Genomic DNA, 21,109 nt, shown 5'->3' on the forward strand with positions numbered 1-21,109 from the left:
CTTATGGGGTTTCGATGCGCCGCTGCAGCAAGTTGATCAGCAGCAACAAGATGAAGGAAACCACCAGCATCAGTACGCCGATGGCGGTAGCGCCGGTGTAATCGTACTGGTCGAGTTTGACCATGATCAGCAGCGGCAGGATCTCGGTTTTCATCGGCATGTTGCCGGCAATGAAAATCACCGAACCGTACTCACCGACGCCACGCGCGAACGCCAGCGCAAAACCGGTCAGCCAGGCGGGCAGCAGTGCCGGAACCAGAATGTGGCGAAATACCTGCCATGGCTTCGCACCCAGGCAAGCGGCTGCTTCTTCGACCTCACGGGGAATATCGGCCAGCACCGGTTGCACCGTGCGCACCACGAACGGCAGCGTGACGAAGGTCAGCGCGAGGGTGATGCCCAGCGGGGTGTAGGCGATCTTGAAACCGAGGTCAGCGGCAAATTGCCCGACCAGCCCGGCCGGCGCGTACAGCGCGGTCAGCGCGATACCGGCCACAGCGGTCGGCAGGGCGAACGGCAGATCGATCATCGCGTCGATCACCTTGCGCCCGGGGAAGGTGTAGCGCACCAGCACCCAGGCCAGCAACGTGCCGATGATGCCGTTGATGATCGCCGCGCACAGCGCGGTGCCGAAGCTCAGCTTCAAAGCGGCCAGCACACGCGGCGCGGAGATGATCGTCCAGAACTGATCCCAGGTCAGCTGGGCGGCGTGGACGAACATCGCCGCCAGCGGGATAAGCACAATCAGGCTGAGGTACACCAAGGTGTAACCCAGCGTCAGCCCGAAGCCGGGTATGACGGGGGAGATACGACGCGACATAAAAGTCCCTGGTTGAAAACGCATCAATGTGGGAGCGAGCCCTGTGGTGAGGGGATTTATCCCCTCACCACAAAAGCTCAGTCCCACATGTCATGTGCCCAGACATCAGGCCGGTTGAAGGCGAGATTACTGCGCCTGATAGATCTGGTCGAACACGCCGCCGTCGTTGAAGAATTTCGGCTGCGCGGATTTCCAGCCGCCGAAGTCCTTGTCGATGGTCACCAGTTCCAGTTTCGGGAACTGCTGTGCGTACTTGGCCGCTACTTCCTTGTCACGTGGACGATAGAAGTTTTTCGCGGCGATTTCCTGGCCGGCCGGGCTGTACAGATGCTTGAGGTAGGCTTCGGCGATCTGCGCGTTGCCCTTCTTCTCGGCATTCTTGTCGACCACCGCCACGGGTGGTTCGGCGAGGATCGACAGCGACGGCACGACGATGTCGAACTTGTCTGCGCCGCCATCTTCTTTCAGCGCCAGGAACGCTTCGTTTTCCCAGGCTAGCAATACGTCACCCTGACCGTTGTTGACGAAGGTGATGGTCGAACCACGGGCGCCGGTGTCAAGGATCGGCACATGCTTGAACAGGGTTTGTACATATTCCTTGGCCTTGGCCTCATCACCCCCGTTGGCTTTCAGGCCATAGGCCCACGCGGCGAGGAAGTTCCAGCGCGCGCCACCCGAAGTTTTCGGGTTCGGCGTGATCACCGAGACATCGTTCTTGACCAGATCGCCCCAGTCCTTGATGCCTTTCGGGTTGCCCTTGCGCACCAGGAACACGATGGTCGAGGTGTACGGCGTGCTCGCTTCCGGCAGACGCTTCTGCCAGTCGGCGGGCAGGCTCTTGCCGAGCTTGGCGATTTCATCGATGTCACCGGCCAGGGCCAGGGTCACCACGTCAGCCCGCAGACCGTCGATCACCGCACGGCCCTGCTTGCCCGAACCGCCATGGGACTGCTGGATTTTCACCGTGTCGCCGGCATGATCCTGCTGCCAGAACTTGATGAATTCGGCGTTGTATTCCTGATACAGCTCCCGCGTCGGGTCATACGACACGTTGAGCAGCTCGTAATCCTTGGCAACGGCGGAACCGGCAAACACGGCGCTGGCCAGCGCGGCCAGAGCGTAACGGCGAATCGACGACATGGTGAAAGCTCCTGGAATTCCTGGTGGTGGCTTTTTCTTGTGTATTGCTGGAATCGGTCCCGTTTCAAAGATCGCCGCCTTCGCCAGCTCCTGCACACAGCCCCCTGTAGGAGCCGCCGAAGGCTGCGATCTTTTGATTTCAGCCCGGTTGCTTACCGGGTTGCTGCAAACGGAATTTCTCTTTGCGTTCGATCTGTACGACTTGCGCGTTGTGCACAGTGATCTCCACCGCGCCGAACCGCAGATCGCGCAGGGCGCTCTGGATTTCCCGCAAGATGGTGCTTTCGTCCTGACCGTCAACGCTGCGAAGGGATGCGCTCATGGTGCTGCTCCTTTGAAGGGGGTTTGCCTGGCAGTGGGCGGCACTGCGTTCGGCGTGGGAGCAATATAAGAGAGGCAGGAATATTCTTAAAAAGACTATTTAAGAATGTTTATATAACCAAAAAATAATATGAGAAAGGGCAAGGGGTTTGCGCTGATTTGAAATCGTCAAGAGCACTTGTGGCGAGGGGATTCATCCCCGGTGGACTGCGTAGCAGTCCCATTTCTTGGGGCCGCTACGCGACCCAACGAGGATAAATCCCCTCACCACAAGGTCGGTGATAGCCAGATAGGTCTTTTCAGCCAATCAATGGCGTTCTCGCCCAATCAAGCCGATCCGCAGACACCGGCCGCCCAAACCAGTAGCCCTGCCCCAGATCGCATTCCTGCGCCAACAGAAATGCCGCCTGCTCAGCCTGCTCGATCCCCTCGGCATGCACCTGCATACCCATGCTCCGCGCCAGCGCGATGATCACCCGGACAATCGCCACGTCATCCTCATCCCACGGCAACCCGGCGACGAAGCCCTGATCGATCTTGAGTTTCTGCACCGGCAGGCGCTTGAGCCGCAGCAACGACGAATAGCCGGTGCCGAAATCATCGATGGCCAGACGCACACCCAGTTCGCGCAAGCGATGCATCTGTTCCAGCGCCACTTCCGGATCATCCATCACCGCGCTTTCGGTAACTTCCAGTTCCAGATACGCCGGATCCAGCCCGGTGTCGTGCAGCACCTGCGCTACCTGCTGGTAAAGCTCACGTCGGGCAAACAGCCGCGAGGAGACATTCACCGCGACGAACGCCAGCACCACACCGCTCTGCTGCCATTGGCACATCTGTCGGCAGGCCTGCTGCATCACCCAGGCATCGATCTCGGCGATCAGCCCGGTGCGCTCGGCAATCGGAATGAATTCCGCCGGCGACACCAGCCCGCGCTGCGGATGCTGCCAGCGCACCAGTGCTTCGACGCCGATCAGACGGCTGCTGTGCAGGTCATGCACCGGTTGGTAGTAGACGCGCAACTCCTCCTGCTCCAGTGCACGGCGCAGCTCGAAGGCGATTTCGACCCGTTGCTGGGCATGGGCGGTCAGCTCTTCGGTATACAGCGCGTAGCCATTGCGTCCGCTGCTTTTGGCCTTGAACAGCGCACTGTCGGCATTGCGTAACAACTGCTCGGCGCTCAAGGCGTCGCTGGGGAACAGGCTGATACCGATGCTTGCGTTGATGAACAGTTGATTGCCATCTACCAGCACCGGCTCCTTCAACGCGTCCAGAGTCCGTTGCGCCAGCGCGGCGGCCTGGGCCGGCTGTGGACAACTTTCCGCGAGTACCGCGAACTCGTCACCGCCGAGCCGTGCGAGGGTGATGCCGGGGCCGAACAATGCCTGCAACCGCGTCGCCACCGCTTTGAGCAATCGGTCGCCGACGTTATGGCCGAGGCTGTCGTTGATCAGCTTGAAATGATCCAGATCAAGCATCAGCAGCGCGCAGCCACGCTTGTGTGTCTGCGCGGAAGCCAACGCCTGCTCGGCGCGGTCGCTGAACAGCAGGCGATTGGGCAGATCGGTCAACGGATCGTGATGCGCCAGGTGTTTGAGTTCGGACTCGGAATCCTTGATCGCACTGATGTCGGAGAACACCGCCACGTAATGGCTGAGCCGGCCGAAATCATCGTTAATCACCCGAATGGTCTGCCACTGTGGATAAATCTCGCCGGTCTTGCGCCGGTTCCAGATCTCGCCGCTCCATTCACCTTCAGCCTCAAGGGTGGCGAACATCGCCTGATAGAAGCCCGGCGGATGATGGCCGGACTTGAACAGACTCGGCTGCTGGCCGATGACTTCGTCGCGCCGATAACCGGTGATCTCGATAAAGGCGCGGTTGACGTGGACGATCAGGCCCCGGTGATCGGTAACCAGCACGCCTTCACGGGTGCAATCGAACACGGCGGCCGCTTGACGCAGACGCTCACGGTCGCTGTGGCGCTCGCGCAGGCGGGCACCGATGCCGAGAAACCGACACAGCCGCGCCCGCGCGAGAAAAATCAGCCCGGCGCTGACCGCTGCCAGCAAATAACCGTTGATCAGTTGCCAGCGGGCCAGCGCACTGGAGTTATCGAAGAATCTGCTTAATAAATGATCGGAAACCTGCAGCCACACGGCGGCGAGTACGAGGTAGAGCAGCGCTGCACGCAAGGCATCGCGGTAAGTCGCAGACATTCGGTCGTCCATGTCCCTACAAAAAGGTTGGAATTATAGGTCAAGAAACATTCAGCGACTTCTTATCTGAAAGGGCGACTGGTTTTATCTGTGTGCTTAGTGATAATGCAACGGCTGTTTTTATCTTTATCGAGGGCCCTATAGCCTATGTGGTACGAAGGTTTTCTTGGCTTGTCGGCCTGGTCACTGGTCGCGGTCACCCTGCTGATGACCCATGTGACGATTGTTGCCGTCACGGTCTATCTGCACCGTTACTCGGCCCATCGCTCGCTCGAGCTGAATGCGGGTCTGAAACACTTTTTCCGTTTCTGGCTGTGGCTGACCACGGCGCAGAACACCCGCGAGTGGACCGCCATCCACCGCAAACATCACGCCAAATGCGAAACCGAAGATGACCCGCACAGCCCGGTCATCAAGGGCCTGTCCACGGTGCTGCGCACCGGTGCCGAGCTGTACCGCAGCGAAGCGCAGAACCCGGAAACCCTGCGCATCTACGGCAAGAACTGCCCGGAAGACTGGATCGAACGCAACGTCTACAGCCGCTATCCGCTGCTGGGCGTGGCGATCATGGGCGCGATCGACCTGCTGCTGTTCGGCACCATCGGCATCACCATCTGGGCGATCCAGATGATGTGGATTCCGGTGTGGGCCGCTGGCGTGATCAACGGCCTCGGCCATGCCGTCGGCTACCGCAACTTCGAATGCCGTGACGCGGCGACCAATCTGGTGCCGTGGGGCATCCTGATCGGCGGAGAAGAGCTGCACAACAACCATCACACCTACCCCAACTCCGCCAAGCTGTCGGTGAAGAAGTGGGAATTCGACCTCGGCTGGGCGTGGATCAAGGTCTTCTGCTTCCTGCGTCTGGCCAAGGTGCAGCGGGTCGCACCGATTGCCCACCGCGTCGAAGGCAAGGGCAGCCTGGACATGGACACCGCCATGGCGATCCTCAACAACCGCTTCCAGATCATGGCCCAGTACCGCAAATTGGTGATCGGCCCGCTGGTCAAGCAAGAGCTGGCCAAGGTCGATCATTCGGTGCGCCACCAGTTCCACCGGGCCAAACGCCTGCTGTCGCGGGAAACCAGCCTGCTGGAAGACCGTCATCACCTGCGCATCCAGACCATGCTCGAACACAGCCAGGCGTTGAAAGTCATTTACGAAAAACGCCTGGCTTTGCAGCAGATCTGGGTCAAGACCAGCTCCAATGGCCACGACATGCTCGCCGCCATCAAGGAATGGATTCACGAGGCCGAGGCCAGTGGCATCCAGTCGTTGCGTGACTTTGCTGATCAGTTGAAAACCTACTCGCTGCGTCCTGCGACTGCCTGACCTGCAACGAGGCTGCGATCTCGAAGATCGCAGCCTCGTTGCACACGTCGCCTCCTTAACCCCGCCGCCCGGCGGGACTCGGTAATGGCCGGGAACTTCGCCGAAAATCCTCTATCTCAAAGACACTTCGCCATTCCGGCGGGTTGTCCTGTGGCCGTTGTCGACATTGCGGCGCGCCCTTTGAGATTTGTGCCGATGGTCAACAACAACCAGAAAGACACAACCTACACCCAATGGCCTGAGGCCGCGCAAACGCTGATGGCGCTGATGCATGCGCAGGGCGAAGTCGCGCGCCTGAGCGAGCGCGAACAATTGATCAGTTCGCTGCTGGTCAGCGTCAACGCCGTGCTCTGGGCTTTCAACTGGGAAACCCGCCAGGTGTTGTACGTCAGTCCGGCCTATGAACGGATCTTCGGCCGTTCCGCCGCGCTTGTGCTGGCTGACTACAACCAATGGCGTGACAGCATTTACCCCGATGATCTGGAGTACGCCGAACAAAGCCTTGCCGAAGTCCTGCACCGAGGTGCGGTGGAAGATCGCGAGTACCGCATCATTGCCGCCGATGGCCAGGTGCGCTGGCTCAGCGACAAATGCTTTATCAATCGCCAGGACGAGCCCGGGCAGCCGGTGATCATCGTCGGCATCGCCGAAGACATCACCGACAAAAAACACATGGAAACCGAGCTGCAACGCTTGGCCACCACCGATGTGCTGACGCAAAGCAGCAACCGCCGCCACTTCTTCGAATGCGCCCACCGCGAGTTCGCCGAGGCCCGCCGCCAAGGCACACCGCTGGCCTTCCTGCTGCTGGACATCGACGATTTCAAAGTGATCAACGACAGCTACGGCCACCCCGAAGGCGACAATGTGCTGCAACGGATCGCCGAATGCGGGCGCGGCTCATTGCGCCGTGGCGACCTGTTCGGGCGGATTGGTGGTGAGGAGTTCGCTGCGGTGTTTCCTGGCTGTGCACCGGAGATGGCGGTGCAAGTGGCGGAGCGCCTGCAACAGGAGATCCAGCGACTGCGCTTCAACCACGACGGGCAAGCATTCAGCATCACCGTAAGCCAGGGCCTGACCAACCTCACCGACGAAGACAAGAGCCTGGACAGCCTGTTCGCCCGCGCGGATGCCGCGATGTACGAGGCGAAACGGCAGGGCAAAAACCGGATCATTGCGGCCTGACCCGTATTTTGTGGCTGCAGCAATTCCTGTGGGAGCGGGCTTGCCCTCGATGAGGCCTGCACCTTCAACAAAAATGTTGCTTGCGCTGGCGCCTTCGCGAGCAGGCTCGCTCCCACATTGGAATGTGGTGATCTGTCATTTGCGCATCCGCATCAACTCCGGCAGCCCGATCTTGAGCAACCGCGCCGTCCGGCTCTTCGCCAGCTCCTCGACACCTTCATGCTCGGTCAGCCGCGCCATCTGCGCGGCCATGTGCATCACCAGCGCCTCGCGACTGTAAACGCCACCACCGAGCTGGTAGGCCGAAGCAATCAACTCGCGCAACTCCAGCGGCAGACGCCAGCGGGTGCGCAATGCCGAGCCATAAGAAGCGCCAAACTTCCCCAACGCTTCACCGACCTCCTCCAACTCGTCCAGCTCGCCGCCGGCCTGCTGCCATTCCTGCAGGCAGCGCAGCAGCGCCAGATCACCGAGCCGATGCAGCATGCCCGCGCAATAGCAGCGCTCCTGATCCAGATCGAGCAGGCGTGCCAGCGTGCGGGCGTATTCCGCCGTGTGCAGTGACAGCCCCCAATAGCGCTCGGCGTAATCCGCCAGGCATGGATCGCTGAGCCGCGCGCTGCGTTTGAGCGCTAGCCCGAGAATCAGGTTCATGCTCTGCCCGGTGCCGAGTCGGTGCAGCGCCTGGGCCAGGGTTTGCACCGGCGCGCCGTAGTGTTGCGCGGCACTGTTGGCGGCTGCGATCAGCACGGCGGTAATCTGCGGGTCAGTGCGGACCTCTTCTTCCAGCAGTTTGAGGTCCAGCCCCTCGGGATTGAGGCTGCGCTTGACCGCCACTTGCACGTCGGTCATCAACGGCGCGCCATCGGCCTGCTCGCGACGCCGTTCAAGGAACACCGACAGGGTCATGCCCGGCGCCAGTGCCGGCACTTCGCAAACCACTGCTTCGCCAGCGTTGAGCAGCAACCCCTGCAAGCGCTCGGTCAGGCCTTCCATGTTCAACGGTTTGGTCAGGTACGCCGTCGGCGCCAGCGGAATCGCTTCGCGCACGCTGGCGCTGTCGTTGCGGCTGCTCATCAGAATGAACGGCAGCGGCGGATTGCGTTTGCGCTGGCGGACGCTGCGCAGCACATGCAATCCGTCGATGCCAGGCAGCTCCCAATCGACGATGGCCAGGTCATAGGGCACCTCGCTGAGCAGCGACATTGCCTGCTGGCCATCGGCACACAAATCCAGGCGCGCATCGCAGCGCACATTGAGCAGCACTTGTTTGAGCAGGTCGCGGGACCAGGGATCGGCCTCGGCAATCAACACCCGGGGTACGGCGGGTAAATCAACGGCAGTCATGCGCGCTCTCCTTGCAATGCCTGAACCTTAGCCAATGCTGGCGATTCGATACAGCGCAAACCCGTCCGATGTGTTTCAAGGAGCGAAAAAAACCCGCCGAAGCGGGTTTTTGTCGAGCGGGTCACAGCAATGGATCAGAGTTCAGAGAAGCACTCTTCGATGATCGCCAGGCCTTTGTCCAGTTGCTCGTCCGGCGACGTCAGCGGAACCAGCACACGCAGCACGTTACCGTAAGTGCCGCAGGACAGCAGGATCAGGCCCTTGTCACGCGCCTTGGCCACCACGGCAGCCACGGCAGTCGGGTTCGGCTTGTGGCTGTCGCCGTTTTCGAACAGCTCGACCGCGATCATTGCGCCCAGCGCACGCACTTCACCGATGACCGGGTACTTGGCCTGAATCGCCTTCAAACCGGTGACCAGGCGCTCGCCGACAGCCTTGCAGCGGTCCAGCAGTTGCTCTTCTTCAAACACTTCCATGACTGCCAGCGCAGCGGCGCAAGCGATCGGGCTACCGGCGTAGGTGCCGCCCAGACCGCCCGGAGCAATGGCGTCCATGTATTCGGCCTTGCCGCACACGCCGGCCAGCGGGAAGCCGCCAGCGATGGACTTGGCGAAAGTGGTCAGATCGGCGGCAACGCCCATCTGTTCCATGGCGAAGAAGGTGCCGGTACGGCCAGCGCCAGTCTGCACTTCGTCAGCGATCAGCAGGATGCCGTGCTGGTCGCACAGCGCACGCAGACGCTTCATGAATTCCTTCGGCGCGACGTAGAAACCGCCTTCGCCCTGCACCGGCTCGATGATGATTGCAGCGATGTCTTTCGGCTCGGCGTCGTTCTTGAAGATGCGTTCGATGGAAGCGATCGAATCGTCGATGCTCACGCCGTGCAGTTCGTTCGGGTACAACGCGCGGAAGATGCCGCCTGGCATCAGGCCCATGCCCGCCGAGTACGGCACGACTTTACCGGTCAGGCCGAGGGTCATCATGGTGCGACCGTGGTAAGCGCCGGTGAAAGCGATCACGCCAGCGCGGCCAGTGGCGGCACGGGCGATCTTCACGGCGTTTTCGACGGCTTCGGAACCGGTGGTGACCAGCAGGGTTTTCTTGGCGAAATCACCCGGCACCTTGGCGTTGATTTTTTCGCACAGCTCAACGTACGGCTCGTAGGCCAGTACCTGGAAGCAGGTGTGGGTCAGCTTGTTCAGCTGTTCAGTCACGGCGGCGATGATTTTCGGGTGCACGTGGCCGGTGTTCAGTACAGCGATACCGCCAGCGAAGTCGATGAACTCGCGACCTTCAACGTCGGTCACGGTGGCGTTCTTTGCCGACTCGGCGAAGATCGGGTGAATCTGGCCAACACCACGAGGTACGGCATTGGTGCGGCGGGCCATCAGTTCAGCGTTAGTCTTGCTCATTACAGTCCTCATTCGCCGCTCATCGGGCGGCGTGGTTCAAGGATGAAGCGGGAGAAATAGGCGGTGGCAGCATGCGATGATCGACTGCCACAGCGTTCCTGGCCGCAGAGAAAATTCCTGTTTGAAACGACGCAAAGGGACAGCGCTCTCGTGCCCTTTGCGTTTGCAGCGATCCCTTTCCCGGCTTAGATGCCCAGGCAGAGGTATTTGATTTCCAGGTAGTCTTCGATGCCGTACTTGGAGCCTTCACGGCCCAGGCCCGAGGCCTTGATGCCGCCGAACGGCGCGACTTCGTTGGAGATCAGCCCGGTGTTGACGCCGACCATGCCGTACTCCAGCGCTTCGGCGACACGGAACACACGGCCAAGGTCACGCGCGTAGAAGTAAGAAGCCAGACCGAATTCGGTGTCGTTGGACATGGCGATCACTTCGGCTTCGTCTTTGAAGCGGAACAGCGGCGCCAGCGGACCAAAGGTTTCTTCCTTGGCCACGGCCGCGTTTTTCGGCACGTTGGTCAGAATGGTCGGCTCGAAGAAGTTGCCTTCCATCGCCTTGCCGCCCGCCAGTACGGTGGCGCCTTTGCTTACGGCGTCAGCGATGTGTTCCTGAACCTTGGCCACGGCTTTTTCGTCGATCAGCGGGCCGGTGGTGGTGCCGTCTTCCAGACCGTTGCCGATCTTCAGTTTGGCCACCGCCACTTTCAGCTTCTCGGCGAACGCATCGTAGACCGCGTCCTGAATGTACAAGCGGTTGGCGCAGACGCAGGTCTGACCGTTGTTGCGGTACTTGGAAATGATCGCGCCTTCGACGGCCTTATCCAGATCGGCGTCGTCGAACACGATGAACGGCGCGTTGCCGCCCAGTTCCAGCGAGACTTTCTTGATGTCCTTGGCGCATTCGGCCATCAACTGGCGACCGATTTCGGTCGAGCCGGTGAAGGACAGTTTGCGCACGATCGGGTTGCTGGTCAGCTCGCTGCCGATGTCACCGGCGCTGCCGGACACCACGCTGAACACACCCGCCGGAATGCCCGCGCGCTGAGCCAGTTCGGCGAGGGCGAAAGCGGAAAATGGAGTTTGCGATGCTGGCTTGAGCACCATGGTGCAACCGGCGGCCAGCGCCGGGCCGGCCTTGCGGGTGATCATTGCCGCCGGGAAGTTCCACGGGGTGATCGCAGCGGTGACGCCGATCGGCTGCTTGATCACGATCAGGCGCTTGTCCGGCTGGTGGCCTGGAATCACATCACCGTAGATGCGCTTGGCTTCTTCGGCGAACCACTCGATGAACGATGCGGCGTAAACGATTTCGCCCTTGGCTTCGGCCAGCGGCTTGCCTTGCTCGAGGGTCATCAGGCGCGCGAGGTCGTCCTGGTTCTCGATCATCAGTTCGAACCAGCGACGCAGCTTGCCGGCACGCTCTTTGGCGGTCAGCGCACGCCAGGCCGGCAGCGCTTTGTCAGCGGCTTCAATGGCACGGCGGGTTTCAGCGGCGCCCATCTTCGGCACGGTGCCGAGGATTTCGCCGGTGGCCGGGTTGTTGACCTTGATCGTCTGACCGTTGTCGGCATCGACCCAAGCGCCATCGATGAAGGCTTGCTGGCGGAACAACTGGGTATCTTTAAGCTGCATGTCGGCTTTCCTTAACAGCACCGCGGCCTGCGCGGAGCAAATTATGATTGTAGAAAGGCGCCTCGCAAGGCTGCCGTCAGGGAAATCAGTGAGCGGATTGTGGCGCATCAACAGTGCACGACCGGGCGCACCTGCGCTGCAACTTCCCGCCAAAGAGCGTTTGAAATCTCAAACGGATCGTAGGTTCAAAGGGGGTAAAGGACAATAGGTCGTTCGAAAAAAAGAACAAAAATGCCGCTTTTCAGATCAACGTACTGAAAACCCGTGCCGCAGGAAAAACCTTAGATCAACCCCGGCAAAGCGCCAAGCGAGGGTTTTGCAGGACGTTACCGCTTTAAGGAATGCAGCGATTTGCACCGACACGCACACTGACAAAACCCGCCAAACCCGGCATGGACGCCCCGAGCCGACCTAGGTATGATGTCGCCCGCTGCACCAGTAGCTCAGCTGGATAGAGTACTGCCCTCCGAAGGCAGGGGTCGTGGGTTCGAATCCCGCCTGGTGCACCATGAATCATACGAGAAAGCCCCGGACTGTGATGGTCCGGGGCTTTTTTGTGGGCGATGACAGGATCGCTGGAACGCCGTCACTCCGTCGTCCAGTCAAACTCGTCATATTCATCGTCGTCATCCCCCTCCTCCTCAGCCTCGTCGAATACCTCGTCTTCTTCAACGAGGTCTTCTTCCGGCTGATTCAGCAGAAACTCCTTACGTGTCTCGGTTACTGCCCGCCGCATTTGTTCGCCCTTTTCCGGGCAGTTGAGTAGCTGGGCGATGCGGTCGATTTTTGCTGCCACGGTGTCCTCCAGCGCATTGGCAATGGCTCGATAGTGCGCGTTTTCGCGGGGCAATGCCAAATGGCTGGGGAATCAGAGCAGTCAGCCGCCCGTGAGCGGCCGAGCCTCAGCGGTGATAACGCCGCACCGCGCTGCTATTACGCAGCACATGGCCTTTGATTTTTTCCATCAGCTCGGCGCGGGTCAGGCCTGCAGGCAGGGCGTCCGGGGCGAGGTCGAGGGCGTAGATCTGGATGATGTAGTGGTGCGCGCTGTCGCCCACTGGCGGGCATGGCCCCATGTAATGGGTGTTGCCTTTGCTGTTGGTGCCACCGACGCCTTCGAGGGCGGATTTGGCACCGACGCCGGCCGCGATCTGGTGGGTGGTGGGTTTGATGCCGTAGTGAATCCAGTGATCGACGCCCAGGCCTTTCTGGCCATCCGGGTCGTGCATGACGATGGCGTAACTCTGGGTACCGGCCGGGCCGGCGTTCCAGCTCAGCGCCGGCGACTGGTTTTTGCCGCCGCAACCGGGTGCGTCGCTGGCAGCGGCCGAGGTGAACAGACGGTTATCCGACACGCCGGGGATGCTCAGGGTGAAGCGCTCCTGGGCCTGAGCCGGGAACTGCACGCAAAGGGTCACGGCGATGGCCGCCAGCCATGGGTTGAGAGAGGTCAATCGGGTCATTCCGGGAGCACCTTGTGCAGTGAGGCCGTCGTCGGCCCGCAAACTATAGCTGTACCGTTCGTGCCTTGGCAGTAGCAAATGGCTGAACCTCGCGCGGCGCCGCCAACTCACAAGAGAAATGCCTGCGAGGAAGCCGAAAATGTCCCTGCACCGTGTCGCCCGTTTCGCCGATGTCCCGCAAGACCGTGGCCTGCAAGTCGAAATCGGCGACTGCAAGATCGTCCTGCTGCGTGCCAACGGCGAGTTGCGGGCGTTTCAGGGCCTGTGTCCACATGCCGGCGCACCGTTGGCCGAGGGGGCGATGTGTCACGGCAGGTTGATCTGCCCCTGGCACAAGGCCGCGTACCGCGCCGAGGACGGTGGCCTGTGCGAGCCGCCATCGCTGGACAGTCTCAAGCGCTATCCACTGGAGTTGCGCGGCGATGAAGTCTGGGTCGATGACCAGCCCCTGCCCGATCCGCACACCCCGCCCGCTGACGACCCTAGAACGTTCGTGGTTGTCGGCGCCGGGGCGGCGGGCACGGCTTGCGCGGCGGCGCTACGGGAGAAGGGTTTTGGCGGGCGCATCGTGCTGGTCGATGGCGAACCGGATGCCGGCTACGACCGCACGGTGTTGAGCAAATTTGTTCTCGCTGGAGAGATGTCACCGAAAGAAGTCCCGCCCCTGCGCGATGAGGCGTTCTATCAAGCGCAACGGATTGAACGCGTGCAAGGCGAAGTGACTTCACTCGACGCCCCAGGCAAAACGCTTCATCTGCACAACGGCGGCATCCTGCGCTACGACGCCGCTGTACTCGCCACCGGTGGCGCGCCCAATCCGTTGAAGCTGCCTGGTGCCGAGTTGGCCAACGTCTTCGTCCTGCGTTCGAAAGCCCAGGCTGAACAGATCATCAACGCCGCTCAACCGGGCCAGCGCGCGGTCATCATCGGCGACAGTTTCATTGCCCTCGAATGCGCGTCAGCGCTGCGCGAGTTCGGCCTCGACGTCACCGTGCTGGCACGCCATGCAATCCCGTTTGCCAAGCAATTCGGCGAGGCCGTGGGCAAGGCGATTCGCGCCCTGCACGAAGAGCACGGGGTGAAGTTCATCAGCGAACACGAGGCTACGGAGATCCTTGGCGAGGACAAGGTCGAGGGCGTGCTGCTCGACAACGGTCTGCGCCTGGCGGCGGATCTGGTTCTCGCCGGCGTCGGCGTTCACCCCGCCACCGAGCCTTTCGAATCATTGCCCAAGGAAGAAGACCAATCGTTGCGTGTCGATGACGGCATGCGCGTCAGCGATGACCTGTGGGCCATCGGCGATATCGCCACGTTTCCGTTGAATGGCCAGCCAACCCGCATCGAGCATTGGCGCCTGGCCCAGCAACACGCGCGCATCGCTGCCGCCAACATGCTCGGTGGCGAGGAACATTATCTGGATGTGCCGTTTTTCTGGACCTACCACTTTGGCAAGAACTACGACTATCTCGGTCACGCGCAGGAATGGGACGAGGTCGAGTTCAGCGGTGAGCCGGAACAGCCGCCGTTCATTGGCCTGTTTGCAAAAGACGGCATCGTCGTCGCGGCGGTGGCCTGCGACAAGCAACGCGCAATGGCGCTGCTGGCTGAGCGAATGAAGCAACCTCTGCAAATGAAAGAGGCCTGGACGCTGATCCAGGCCTGACAACGACCTTCGGCAGCTCCTACACAGGCCGTGTGGAGTTCAGGTCAGGCGTTTCACCGGCTCGCGACTGTCGTCTTCTTCGGCATGCAGAAAGATCACCCGTGGATGCTCCAAAGGTGCCAGCGGCGCCGGCAGTGCTTGCTGCTGAAGCGGCCACAAATGCGTTTCGACATGGCTGATGTCGCCGTCCTGGTCGTTGTGAATGGTCATCACCCCCGGCGTGCGCAGTTTCTGGAAACGCTCATCGCACAGTTTGAAACTCTTGCTCAGACCTTCATCACCAATTACCGGCGACGGCAAACGGCGCTGGGCGAAGCTGCGGCTTTTGCGTTGCTGATAACGCGCCCAGCCGATCAGGATCACCGCGTTGACCAGCGCCACCCACATATAAACCTGCAAAGTGCCCAAGGCATCGAACGCCGAATGATCGATGCGCGGGCCACCGCTGGTTTCGATCAATGGCCATAACCCGCGTACCAGCAGGAACAGCAGGCCGACCCAGGCCAGGACGGTGAGGATCACGTCGATCACCACCAGAAAGGGCCGTTGGCGAGTCCGGATAATTTTCATTTGATGACTTCCTCCTGGTCGTCGCCAAGCGGTTTGATACCCCGATCAGGACTGACCCAGCGCGCGCGTTTTTTGTGTTGGCTGAACAACACCTTGGGGAAGCTGACCAGGGTGGTCAGCAGACTGACGAGCCAGAACACCAGCGGATACCAGACCACCCAGAACATGGTCTTGCCCAGACCCGGTTCATAGCGCCGATCGATGATGATGCTGACAGCGAACTGCACCAGGCAGACAAACGCCAGCAACAGACCGGTGAAGGCCGGCGGCATCAGGTGATCGACGGCGATCGCGTCGGGCATGACCATGAACTTGCCCATGCCCCAGAAAATCACCGACAGCAGGAAAGTGAACGCCCAACCGGTGGACAGGCAGTATTCGAACAGCAGCGGCCACAGGTAGCGATGGCGGTACTGCCAGATGCCGCGAATGTTCTTGAACAGCACTTCGGCGCCGCCCTGAGCCCAGCGCAGACGCTGCTTCCACAGGCCGCCGAGGGTTTCCGGCATGAGAATCCAGCACAGCGCACGCGGTTCGTAGAAGATGCTCCAGTGATCCAGTTGCAGCTTCCAGCTGATGTCGATGTCTTCGGTGATCATGTCCGGGCTCCAGTAGCCGACCCGGTTCAGCGCAGTACGACGGAACGCGACGATCACGCCGGAGACGGTGAAGATGCGCCCGAACACCCGTTGCGTACGTTTGATCAGCCCGATGATCGAGGAGAACTCGCCGACCTGCACCCGCCCGATCAAGGTCGAACGCGTGCGGATCCGCGGGTTGCCGGTCACTGCGCCAAGACGTGCGTTATCCAGCATCGGCGCGACCAGGTACGCCGCCGTGTTCGGCGCCAGCAAGGCGTCGCCATCGATGCACACCAGATACTCGCTGCGCGCAGCGATCGCGCCCATGCGCAGAGCCACAGCCTTGCCCTGGTTTTCCGCCAGATGCAGAACCCGCAGTCGCGGATCTTCCTTGGCCAGCGCATCGAGCACTTCGGCGGTGTTGTCCTTGGAGCCGTCGTTGATCGCGATGACTTCGATGTTCGGGTAGTGCTGGGCCAGCGCCGCGTAAATGGTATCGGCAGCGTTATCGCCTTCGTTGTAGCAAGGAATCAGGATCGAAATCAGCGGCTCGCCTTCCAGCGGCGGCGGCAGCGTGTCGTCCTGCCATGGCCAGTGGCGCTCCCAGTGCAGCCAGAAATACAGGCCGCCGGCGATCCACAACCCGGACATGAACAATGGGTAGAAGAACACGAACGACATCAGGAACTGGCCGGTCACGAGGAAGATCAGCCCCAGCGGAACGCCAAGGACAATCGCCAGAACAAGCAGGGCTAACAGTCTATCCAGCATGTTATGGATTCCATTTGTTGGAGAGTGCAGGCCTTACGGTTTTCAGGTCTGGCAGGTTGTCGAGGAAGTTGTCCGGGTAGTAACCGAAACTGGTTGCGCCCTGGCGCTTGAGCCGGCCCATCCAGTCCGCCAGATGCACGGCGTCGATATCGGCCTGATCCTTCTGGTTCCAGTCACGCGCCTGCAATTCGAACACGGTGCGGTTGAGCGCGCCGGGACGTTTCTTCACCGTGGCAACCAGTTCTTCCAGCCACGGGCCGGACTCGGCCAGCGTCTGTTTTTCCATCAATGGCATGGCCATCGGCGCCGTCCAGTCGTAGGTGGCGAGGAAGTCATCGAGGTTCTGCGCGAACCACGCTTCGCTTTCAGGATTGAGCATCGGCTCGGCGAAGATGTTGCGTGCGGTCAGCACTTGCGGGCCGCGAATCGCACGGACCTTGGCGGTCAGTTCGTTGGTGAAGTCGATCAGGTAGCGGCTCTTGAAACGCGTCCAGCGTTGCATCGCCGCCGGATCGTCGCGCAGCGCGGCAATCGAACCCGGCAGACCTTGAGCGGCGTAGGCCTTCAAAGCATCCGGGCTGGCGTCTTCGAAATCCGAAAGCACCGCATCGTCGTGGTAGAGAATGCCGTCGACCGAGGTCAGCCGCGCCACGTCTTCATAGATTTCACCGATGATCTTGCGCACTTCGGGATTGAACGGTGACAGGCGTTTGTACTGCTTCGGGTCGACCGAGGTGATGGCGGTTTTCGGGTCCCAGCGGGTTACACGCGGCAGCTTCGAATCCAGCTCGAAACTCAGCACCGGCATCCACGCAAAGACCTTCACGTGGGCACGGGTGCGCAGTTGCCAAGCGACGCGGTCGAACAGGTCGGCGCGCATCGGCAGGTGGCGGTTGGGGAAGTACAGCGAATGCACCAGACCATCGCCCTTGGGATCGGCGAAGGCTTGCAGAAACACCGTGCTGGCGCCCAGGTCAGCCATGCGCTGCACCAGTTTGCCGAGGTTGATGTCCTGCTGGGCCGGGTCCGGGTCGTAGACGTTGTCGAGATCGACATGCACCACGCGCATCGGCGCTTCGGCCTGCACCGAAACGATGCTGTTGGCGAAATGCTCGCCGTCAGGATCGGACGCGACGAGAAAGCGCGGCCCGCTCATCAGGTTATCGAGGGTGTCGAGGCCGTCGTCCAGGGTCAGGGCCATTTCATAGCCCTCCTCACCGACCACGGTCAGCGAGGTACCGTCGGCGGTGCCGTACGGCCAGACCCAGACCCGTGGTTTGTAACCGGTGGCCTTGCGGATCTTCTCGGAAATGTTCTTCACGTCGGTACGAATGCGTGCCTGGAAATCGGCTTCGGATTCATAGCGTTTGGTGACCGGGTCATAACGCCGGGTCGCGGCGGCCGGTTGCAGGTTGCCCTGCGGGTTGCCAAGGATGCCTTTGTGGTTGGCATCGGTGTGAGCGGCGATCTCTACCAGACCGGACTTGGAAATTTCGCGAATCTGCTGCCAGGTCAGGAAGTTGTCACGGTTACGCGGCGTGCCGGCGAAATCCACCGGTTGATTGAGCGGCGTGTCGATCCAGGTGCCCACCGGCGCCAGCAAGGCTGGCCAGTTGTAGGCGCGCAGCACCGGCAGCACGCGGGTATAGAAGCTGGCATAACCGTCGTCGAAACTGAGCAGCACCGCTCTCGCCGGCAGCTCCGGGCCACCCTTGCGCGCGGCCATGATCTGGTCGACGGTCACTGGTTTGTAGCCGTTCTCGCGCAGCCAGGCGAGTTGCTCGATCATGCGCTCGGTGCGCACCGCCACCACGGCCTGATCGGGATCACGGTCTTCGACGTCGTGATAGGCAATGCCGAGCACATGGTTTTTTGGCCACGGTTGTTCACTGGCCGCGACCGGGCGCTCGGAGGGCGGCGCGAAGGCCGGGGCTTGCTGGGCGCAGGCGCTGATCAGCAGCGCTCCCAGCAGAAGGATGAAACGCGAGATAAAAGGCATCTTCAAACTCTTCTAGAAGCGGAAAGTGAGGTCGACGAGCAGACGCAGATCAGTTTCCCGATCACCGTCGTAAGGCCGGTTGATCACACTGAACATGCCGCCCACATCGAACACGTCGTTCCAGGCGTACCGTTGGCCGTAACCGAGCAATGCCATGCCGCCGGTGCCGTGGTCGCGCTGGCTGTAGGTGCCCGCGCCGGCCTGGAATTGCTGGCTCCAGGAAGTCTCGTAGCGGTGGTAGAGCACGTGGTTGACGTTGACCAGCGGCATCACACTGAAGTCCGACTTCGGATTGAAGTACGGCACGTCGTCGGATTTCGAGTTGTGGCTGGTGCCGACTTCCAGGCCGGCGTCGACCTGAATGTTCGGCGCGGTGTAGATGCCCTCGCGCCCGGTCACCAAGGCTTCGACGCGGTTGTTGCCATCGCTGAAGTGCGACGGGCTGACCGACACGCGCCACTCGCGGCTTTCGTTGGCGCGCCAGCGCAGGAACGCACTGCCGCCATTGGCCTTGATGTCGCTGTTGAGCGCGCGCAGCGGCGTTTCCGCCGAGAGGTATTCGAGGCTGCCGCCGTACTGCCAGTGATCGTTGATGTCGCGGGCTATCGCCAGGCGTGCGCCTTGTTTGTCACCGAAGCCGTAATCGTGATTCGACACCTCGGCTTCGAGGGTCATGTCACGGGTGCGCCGTTCCAGGCCGACACGCTGGAAACGATGGTGGCCAGTGCCTTCGGCGAAATCACCGGTGGCATAACCGGCGCCGGCAAACACCCGCCAGTCTTCGTTGATCGGTGGGCTGTAAAGGGTGCTCTGGATACCGAAATCTCGGCTGCCGCTGACCGCACCGGCATCGCCGCTGCCGCCACCGTTGGCCTTGCCGCCGTAGGCTTCGACGCGCAGTTCGGCCATGTCATGCACTTCGCGTTCGCGAGCCAGGCGCTGCACCTGCCGGTTGTCCGGATAGCGCGCGACCACGTCGTCGACCAGCGCATCGTTCTGCCGCCACTCCTGCAACTCCATCGCGGTGCGCGCCTGAGCGACTTCCAGGCCGGCATCGCGCGGGGCCATGCTCTCGGTTTCCTTGAGCTGGCTTTCCGCGCGGCGCGGCATCTGGCGGGCGAGGTAGAGATCGGCCTGGGCCAGACGCAAGCCAAGGTTACCCGGCGCTTGATCGACCAGCGTCTGCAAGCGCTCTTCGCCGTGCGGAAGATCGGAACCGTAGGTGCCAGCCTGAGCGGCGAGTTGCTGGGCGTCCATCCATTCGTCGTTGGGGTTGCCGACCGGCAAACCCTTGAGTTCGACGCGCGGACGCTGGGATTTCGCTGCGTCCTCGGCGACCTTGCGAGCTTCGTCGGCGCGGTCGCTTTCCAGCAGCGAGTAGTACAGCGCAGTGGTGTCCTCAAGACGATCACCGACATCGGCGTCCGGCGCTGAAAGCACCTGGCGATACAGATCAGTGGCAATCTCAGGCTCGCGCTGATCCAGATAAGACGCCGCCACCCAGCGCAGGGCGTAGGTCGGAATCTCCACACCCTCCGCTTGCAGTTTCTGGTATTCACTGATGACGTCGGCAGTGCGCGCGCGGGCCTTGAGCGCGCCCATGCGATCGATGCGCCAGCGCGTCACGTCGTCGTGAGCAGTGGCGTCAGGGGCCCAGGTCGCGAGCAATTTGTCGTAATCGGCCAGCGCGCGGTCGGCAATGACGTAGCGTTCCTTCTCGCTGCGCGTGGCCAGTTCGGCGAGGCGCACGCGTTCGGCGGCGAGATCGCCTTCCAGGCGGCGCAAGGTCACCGGATCAATCAAACCGGGACGTTGACTGGCCAGACGCAGCGCCGGTTCAGGCAGACGGGCCTTTTGCAGGGCGACCACGTACTCGCGGGCGACTTCCGGTTTGTTGCCGGCGCGGATGAAGGCTTGATCGAATTCAAACAGCGCATCGTATTGTTTGCCGGCGCGGCCGAGGGCATAGCCCAAGGCCAGGCGGCGTGACGGATCGTCGGGTTTGGCGGCGACCAGCGCCTGCGCGCGGGTGACGGCCTGATCGGGCTTGCCGGCATCGGCCTGAGTCAGCGCGAGGCCCAGTTGCAGGTCAGCGTTGTCCGGCTCCAGCGCCAGCGCCTTGTTGTAGACCTGGGTAGCCTGATCCCAGCGCTTGAGGTTGCGATAGGCACGCGCGGCGGCGGTCAGTGCCTGCACCGGCAGGACGCGGTCGCGACCCTGGGTTTCATAGACCTTGACCACTTCGGCATCGAGCCCGGCCCAACTGGCGATTTGCAGGTGATCGCTGACCTGGCCGTCGCTGGCCTGGCCCGGCGGCACCTGACGCAAAACCGTCAGCGCAGGCGTGTAATGCCCGGCGCGGGCATCGCGCACCATCTCGTCGTAGGGTGTGTCGGCCAACGCCAGCACTGGCCAGAGCAACTGGCTGCACAGGGCAAATCGGAACAAAGGGCGCAAACCACGATGTAATACAGGGCCATCAATACGCGGCATTTGTCAGCATCCTTACATGGCCAGCCGGGTCGCAATGCCCTCCTTGCCCATTCGTAACGGTGGCCGACGATGACAGCCCTCGGCCAAGCTTGGTGAGGCAGTCTGCACGCAAGCGTAGTCGAATTTTCACAACGCAATAATTGTTCAGAATCGGCCCATCTGTAC

16 protein-coding genes and 1 tRNA gene are annotated in these 21,109 nt (G+C 61.5%); 4 read left to right on the forward strand and 13 right to left on the reverse strand.

What is annotated here, in order from left to right:
- Nucleotide 1: 1 nt before the first annotated feature.
- The 4 genes from cysT to dibA form a co-directional block, all read right to left on the reverse strand.
- Entirely contained in the window at nt 2-820 is an 819-nt protein-coding gene (gene cysT, locus D8U61_RS23205; RefSeq protein WP_016772245.1) for a sulfate ABC transporter permease subunit CysT, read from the reverse strand.
- A gap of 126 nt (nt 821-946) precedes the next feature.
- The gene (locus D8U61_RS23210; RefSeq protein WP_130902972.1) at nt 947-1,960 is read right to left on the reverse strand and encodes a sulfate ABC transporter substrate-binding protein; all 1,014 of its coding nucleotides are present in this window, start codon (nt 1,958-1,960) and stop codon (nt 947-949) included.
- A 139-nt stretch (nt 1,961-2,099) separates the two neighbouring features.
- Nucleotides 2,100-2,282, reverse strand: coding sequence for a sulfur starvation response protein OscA (gene oscA / locus D8U61_RS23215; protein ID WP_007917682.1), 183 nt, complete (start codon nt 2,280-2,282; stop codon nt 2,100-2,102).
- A 298-nt stretch (nt 2,283-2,580) separates the two neighbouring features.
- Complete coding sequence (dibA, locus tag D8U61_RS23220; RefSeq protein ID WP_130927717.1) at nt 2,581-4,500, reverse strand: phosphodiesterase DibA; 1,920 nt, start codon at nt 4,498-4,500, stop codon at nt 2,581-2,583.
- A gap of 147 nt (nt 4,501-4,647) precedes the next feature.
- Here dibA and desA point away from each other — a divergent pair, with 147 nt between their 5' ends.
- Entirely contained in the window at nt 4,648-5,832 is a 1,185-nt protein-coding gene (gene desA, locus D8U61_RS23225) for a delta-9 fatty acid desaturase DesA (protein WP_125925858.1), read from the forward strand.
- A gap of 195 nt (nt 5,833-6,027) precedes the next feature.
- Nucleotides 6,028-7,017 carry a sensor domain-containing diguanylate cyclase gene (locus D8U61_RS23230; protein WP_122611179.1) on the forward strand — a complete coding sequence of 330 codons (990 nt, stop codon included), beginning with the start codon at nt 6,028-6,030 and terminating at the stop codon, nt 7,015-7,017.
- Nucleotides 7,018-7,152: 135 nt separating this feature from the next.
- Here D8U61_RS23230 and D8U61_RS23240 read toward each other — a convergent pair whose 3' ends face one another.
- From D8U61_RS23240 to gabD, 3 genes are all read right to left on the reverse strand, one after another.
- A complete protein-coding gene (locus D8U61_RS23240) occupies nt 7,153-8,364 on the reverse strand; it encodes a response regulator (protein WP_125925859.1) in 1,212 nt (403 codons plus the stop codon).
- Nucleotides 8,365-8,498: 134 nt separating this feature from the next.
- A complete protein-coding gene (gene gabT, locus D8U61_RS23245; protein ID WP_016772251.1) occupies nt 8,499-9,776 on the reverse strand; it encodes a 4-aminobutyrate--2-oxoglutarate transaminase in 1,278 nt (425 codons plus the stop codon).
- A 185-nt stretch (nt 9,777-9,961) separates the two neighbouring features.
- Nucleotides 9,962-11,404: an NADP-dependent succinate-semialdehyde dehydrogenase gene (gene gabD, locus D8U61_RS23250; protein ID WP_024011131.1), complete on the reverse strand. Its 1,443-nt coding sequence runs from the start codon at nt 11,402-11,404 to the stop codon at nt 9,962-9,964.
- A 432-nt stretch (nt 11,405-11,836) separates the two neighbouring features.
- On the opposite strand from gabD, the gene D8U61_RS23255 reads away from it, so the two are divergent.
- Nucleotides 11,837-11,913 (forward strand) — tRNA-Arg (locus D8U61_RS23255).
- 77 nt (nt 11,914-11,990) lie between these two features.
- On the opposite strand, the gene D8U61_RS27850 is transcribed toward D8U61_RS23255, so the two are convergent.
- Complete coding sequence (locus D8U61_RS27850; protein WP_016772252.1) at nt 11,991-12,260, reverse strand: hypothetical protein; 270 nt, start codon at nt 12,258-12,260, stop codon at nt 11,991-11,993.
- Between the two features lie 46 nt (nt 12,261-12,306).
- The gene (locus D8U61_RS23260) at nt 12,307-12,867 is read right to left on the reverse strand and encodes a YbhB/YbcL family Raf kinase inhibitor-like protein (protein ID WP_016772253.1); all 561 of its coding nucleotides are present in this window, start codon (nt 12,865-12,867) and stop codon (nt 12,307-12,309) included.
- 139 nt (nt 12,868-13,006) lie between these two features.
- Between D8U61_RS23260 and D8U61_RS23265 the strand changes: the two genes are divergently transcribed.
- Nucleotides 13,007-14,530 (forward strand): FAD-dependent oxidoreductase, encoded by a 1,524-nt coding sequence (locus tag D8U61_RS23265; RefSeq protein WP_130927718.1) that lies wholly within the window; start codon nt 13,007-13,009, stop codon nt 14,528-14,530.
- A gap of 39 nt (nt 14,531-14,569) precedes the next feature.
- Here D8U61_RS23265 and pgaD read toward each other — a convergent pair whose 3' ends face one another.
- The 4 genes from pgaD to pgaA are packed head-to-tail and all read right to left on the reverse strand — an operon-like array spanning nt 14,570 to nt 20,944.
- Nucleotides 14,570-15,100, reverse strand: coding sequence for a poly-beta-1,6-N-acetyl-D-glucosamine biosynthesis protein PgaD (pgaD, locus tag D8U61_RS23270; protein WP_016772255.1), 531 nt, complete (start codon nt 15,098-15,100; stop codon nt 14,570-14,572).
- The gene (pgaC, locus tag D8U61_RS23275) at nt 15,097-16,452 is read right to left on the reverse strand and encodes a poly-beta-1,6-N-acetyl-D-glucosamine synthase (RefSeq protein ID WP_056786973.1); all 1,356 of its coding nucleotides are present in this window, start codon (nt 16,450-16,452) and stop codon (nt 15,097-15,099) included. The genes pgaD and pgaC overlap by 4 nt, the downstream gene beginning before the upstream one ends.
- A 1-nt stretch (nt 16,453) precedes the next feature.
- Nucleotides 16,454-18,451, reverse strand: coding sequence for a poly-beta-1,6-N-acetyl-D-glucosamine N-deacetylase PgaB (pgaB, locus tag D8U61_RS23280; protein ID WP_110644743.1), 1,998 nt, complete (start codon nt 18,449-18,451; stop codon nt 16,454-16,456).
- Between the two features lie 12 nt (nt 18,452-18,463).
- Nucleotides 18,464-20,944 carry a poly-beta-1,6 N-acetyl-D-glucosamine export porin PgaA gene (gene pgaA / locus D8U61_RS23285; protein WP_130927719.1) on the reverse strand — a complete coding sequence of 827 codons (2,481 nt, stop codon included), beginning with the start codon at nt 20,942-20,944 and terminating at the stop codon, nt 18,464-18,466.
- Between the last annotated feature and the right edge of the window lie 165 nt (nt 20,945-21,109).

Origin of the sequence: Pseudomonas sp. Sample_14 (assembly GCF_004307515.1) — a bacterium.
Taxonomy (GTDB): Bacteria; Pseudomonadota; Gammaproteobacteria; order Pseudomonadales; family Pseudomonadaceae; genus Aquipseudomonas; species Aquipseudomonas atacamensis.

Coding starts and splice junctions, on each gene's coding strand:
- gabT (WP_016772251.1), bottom strand. CDS start 9,776: ATGAGCAAGACTAACGCTGAACTGATGGCCCGCCGCACCAATGCCGTA.
- desA (WP_125925858.1), top strand. CDS start 4,648: ATGTGGTACGAAGGTTTTCTTGGCTTGTCGGCCTGGTCACTGGTCGCG.
- D8U61_RS23230 (WP_122611179.1), top strand. CDS start 6,028: ATGGTCAACAACAACCAGAAAGACACAACCTACACCCAATGGCCTGAG.
- cysT (WP_016772245.1), bottom strand. CDS start 820: ATGTCGCGTCGTATCTCCCCCGTCATACCCGGCTTCGGGCTGACGCTG.
- gabD (WP_024011131.1), bottom strand. CDS start 11,404: ATGCAGCTTAAAGATACCCAGTTGTTCCGCCAGCAAGCCTTCATCGAT.
- pgaB (WP_110644743.1), bottom strand. CDS start 18,451: ATGCCTTTTATCTCGCGTTTCATCCTTCTGCTGGGAGCGCTGCTGATC.
- D8U61_RS23260 (WP_016772253.1), bottom strand. CDS start 12,867: ATGACCCGATTGACCTCTCTCAACCCATGGCTGGCGGCCATCGCCGTG.
- D8U61_RS23265 (WP_130927718.1), top strand. CDS start 13,007: ATGTCCCTGCACCGTGTCGCCCGTTTCGCCGATGTCCCGCAAGACCGT.
- pgaA (WP_130927719.1), bottom strand. CDS start 20,944: ATGCCGCGTATTGATGGCCCTGTATTACATCGTGGTTTGCGCCCTTTG.
- D8U61_RS23240 (WP_125925859.1), bottom strand. CDS start 8,364: ATGACTGCCGTTGATTTACCCGCCGTACCCCGGGTGTTGATTGCCGAG.
- pgaC (WP_056786973.1), bottom strand. CDS start 16,452: ATGCTGGATAGACTGTTAGCCCTGCTTGTTCTGGCGATTGTCCTTGGC.
- dibA (WP_130927717.1), bottom strand. CDS start 4,500: ATGTCTGCGACTTACCGCGATGCCTTGCGTGCAGCGCTGCTCTACCTC.
- D8U61_RS23210 (WP_130902972.1), bottom strand. CDS start 1,960: ATGTCGTCGATTCGCCGTTACGCTCTGGCCGCGCTGGCCAGCGCCGTG.
- pgaD (WP_016772255.1), bottom strand. CDS start 15,100: ATGAAAATTATCCGGACTCGCCAACGGCCCTTTCTGGTGGTGATCGAC.
- oscA (WP_007917682.1), bottom strand. CDS start 2,282: ATGAGCGCATCCCTTCGCAGCGTTGACGGTCAGGACGAAAGCACCATC.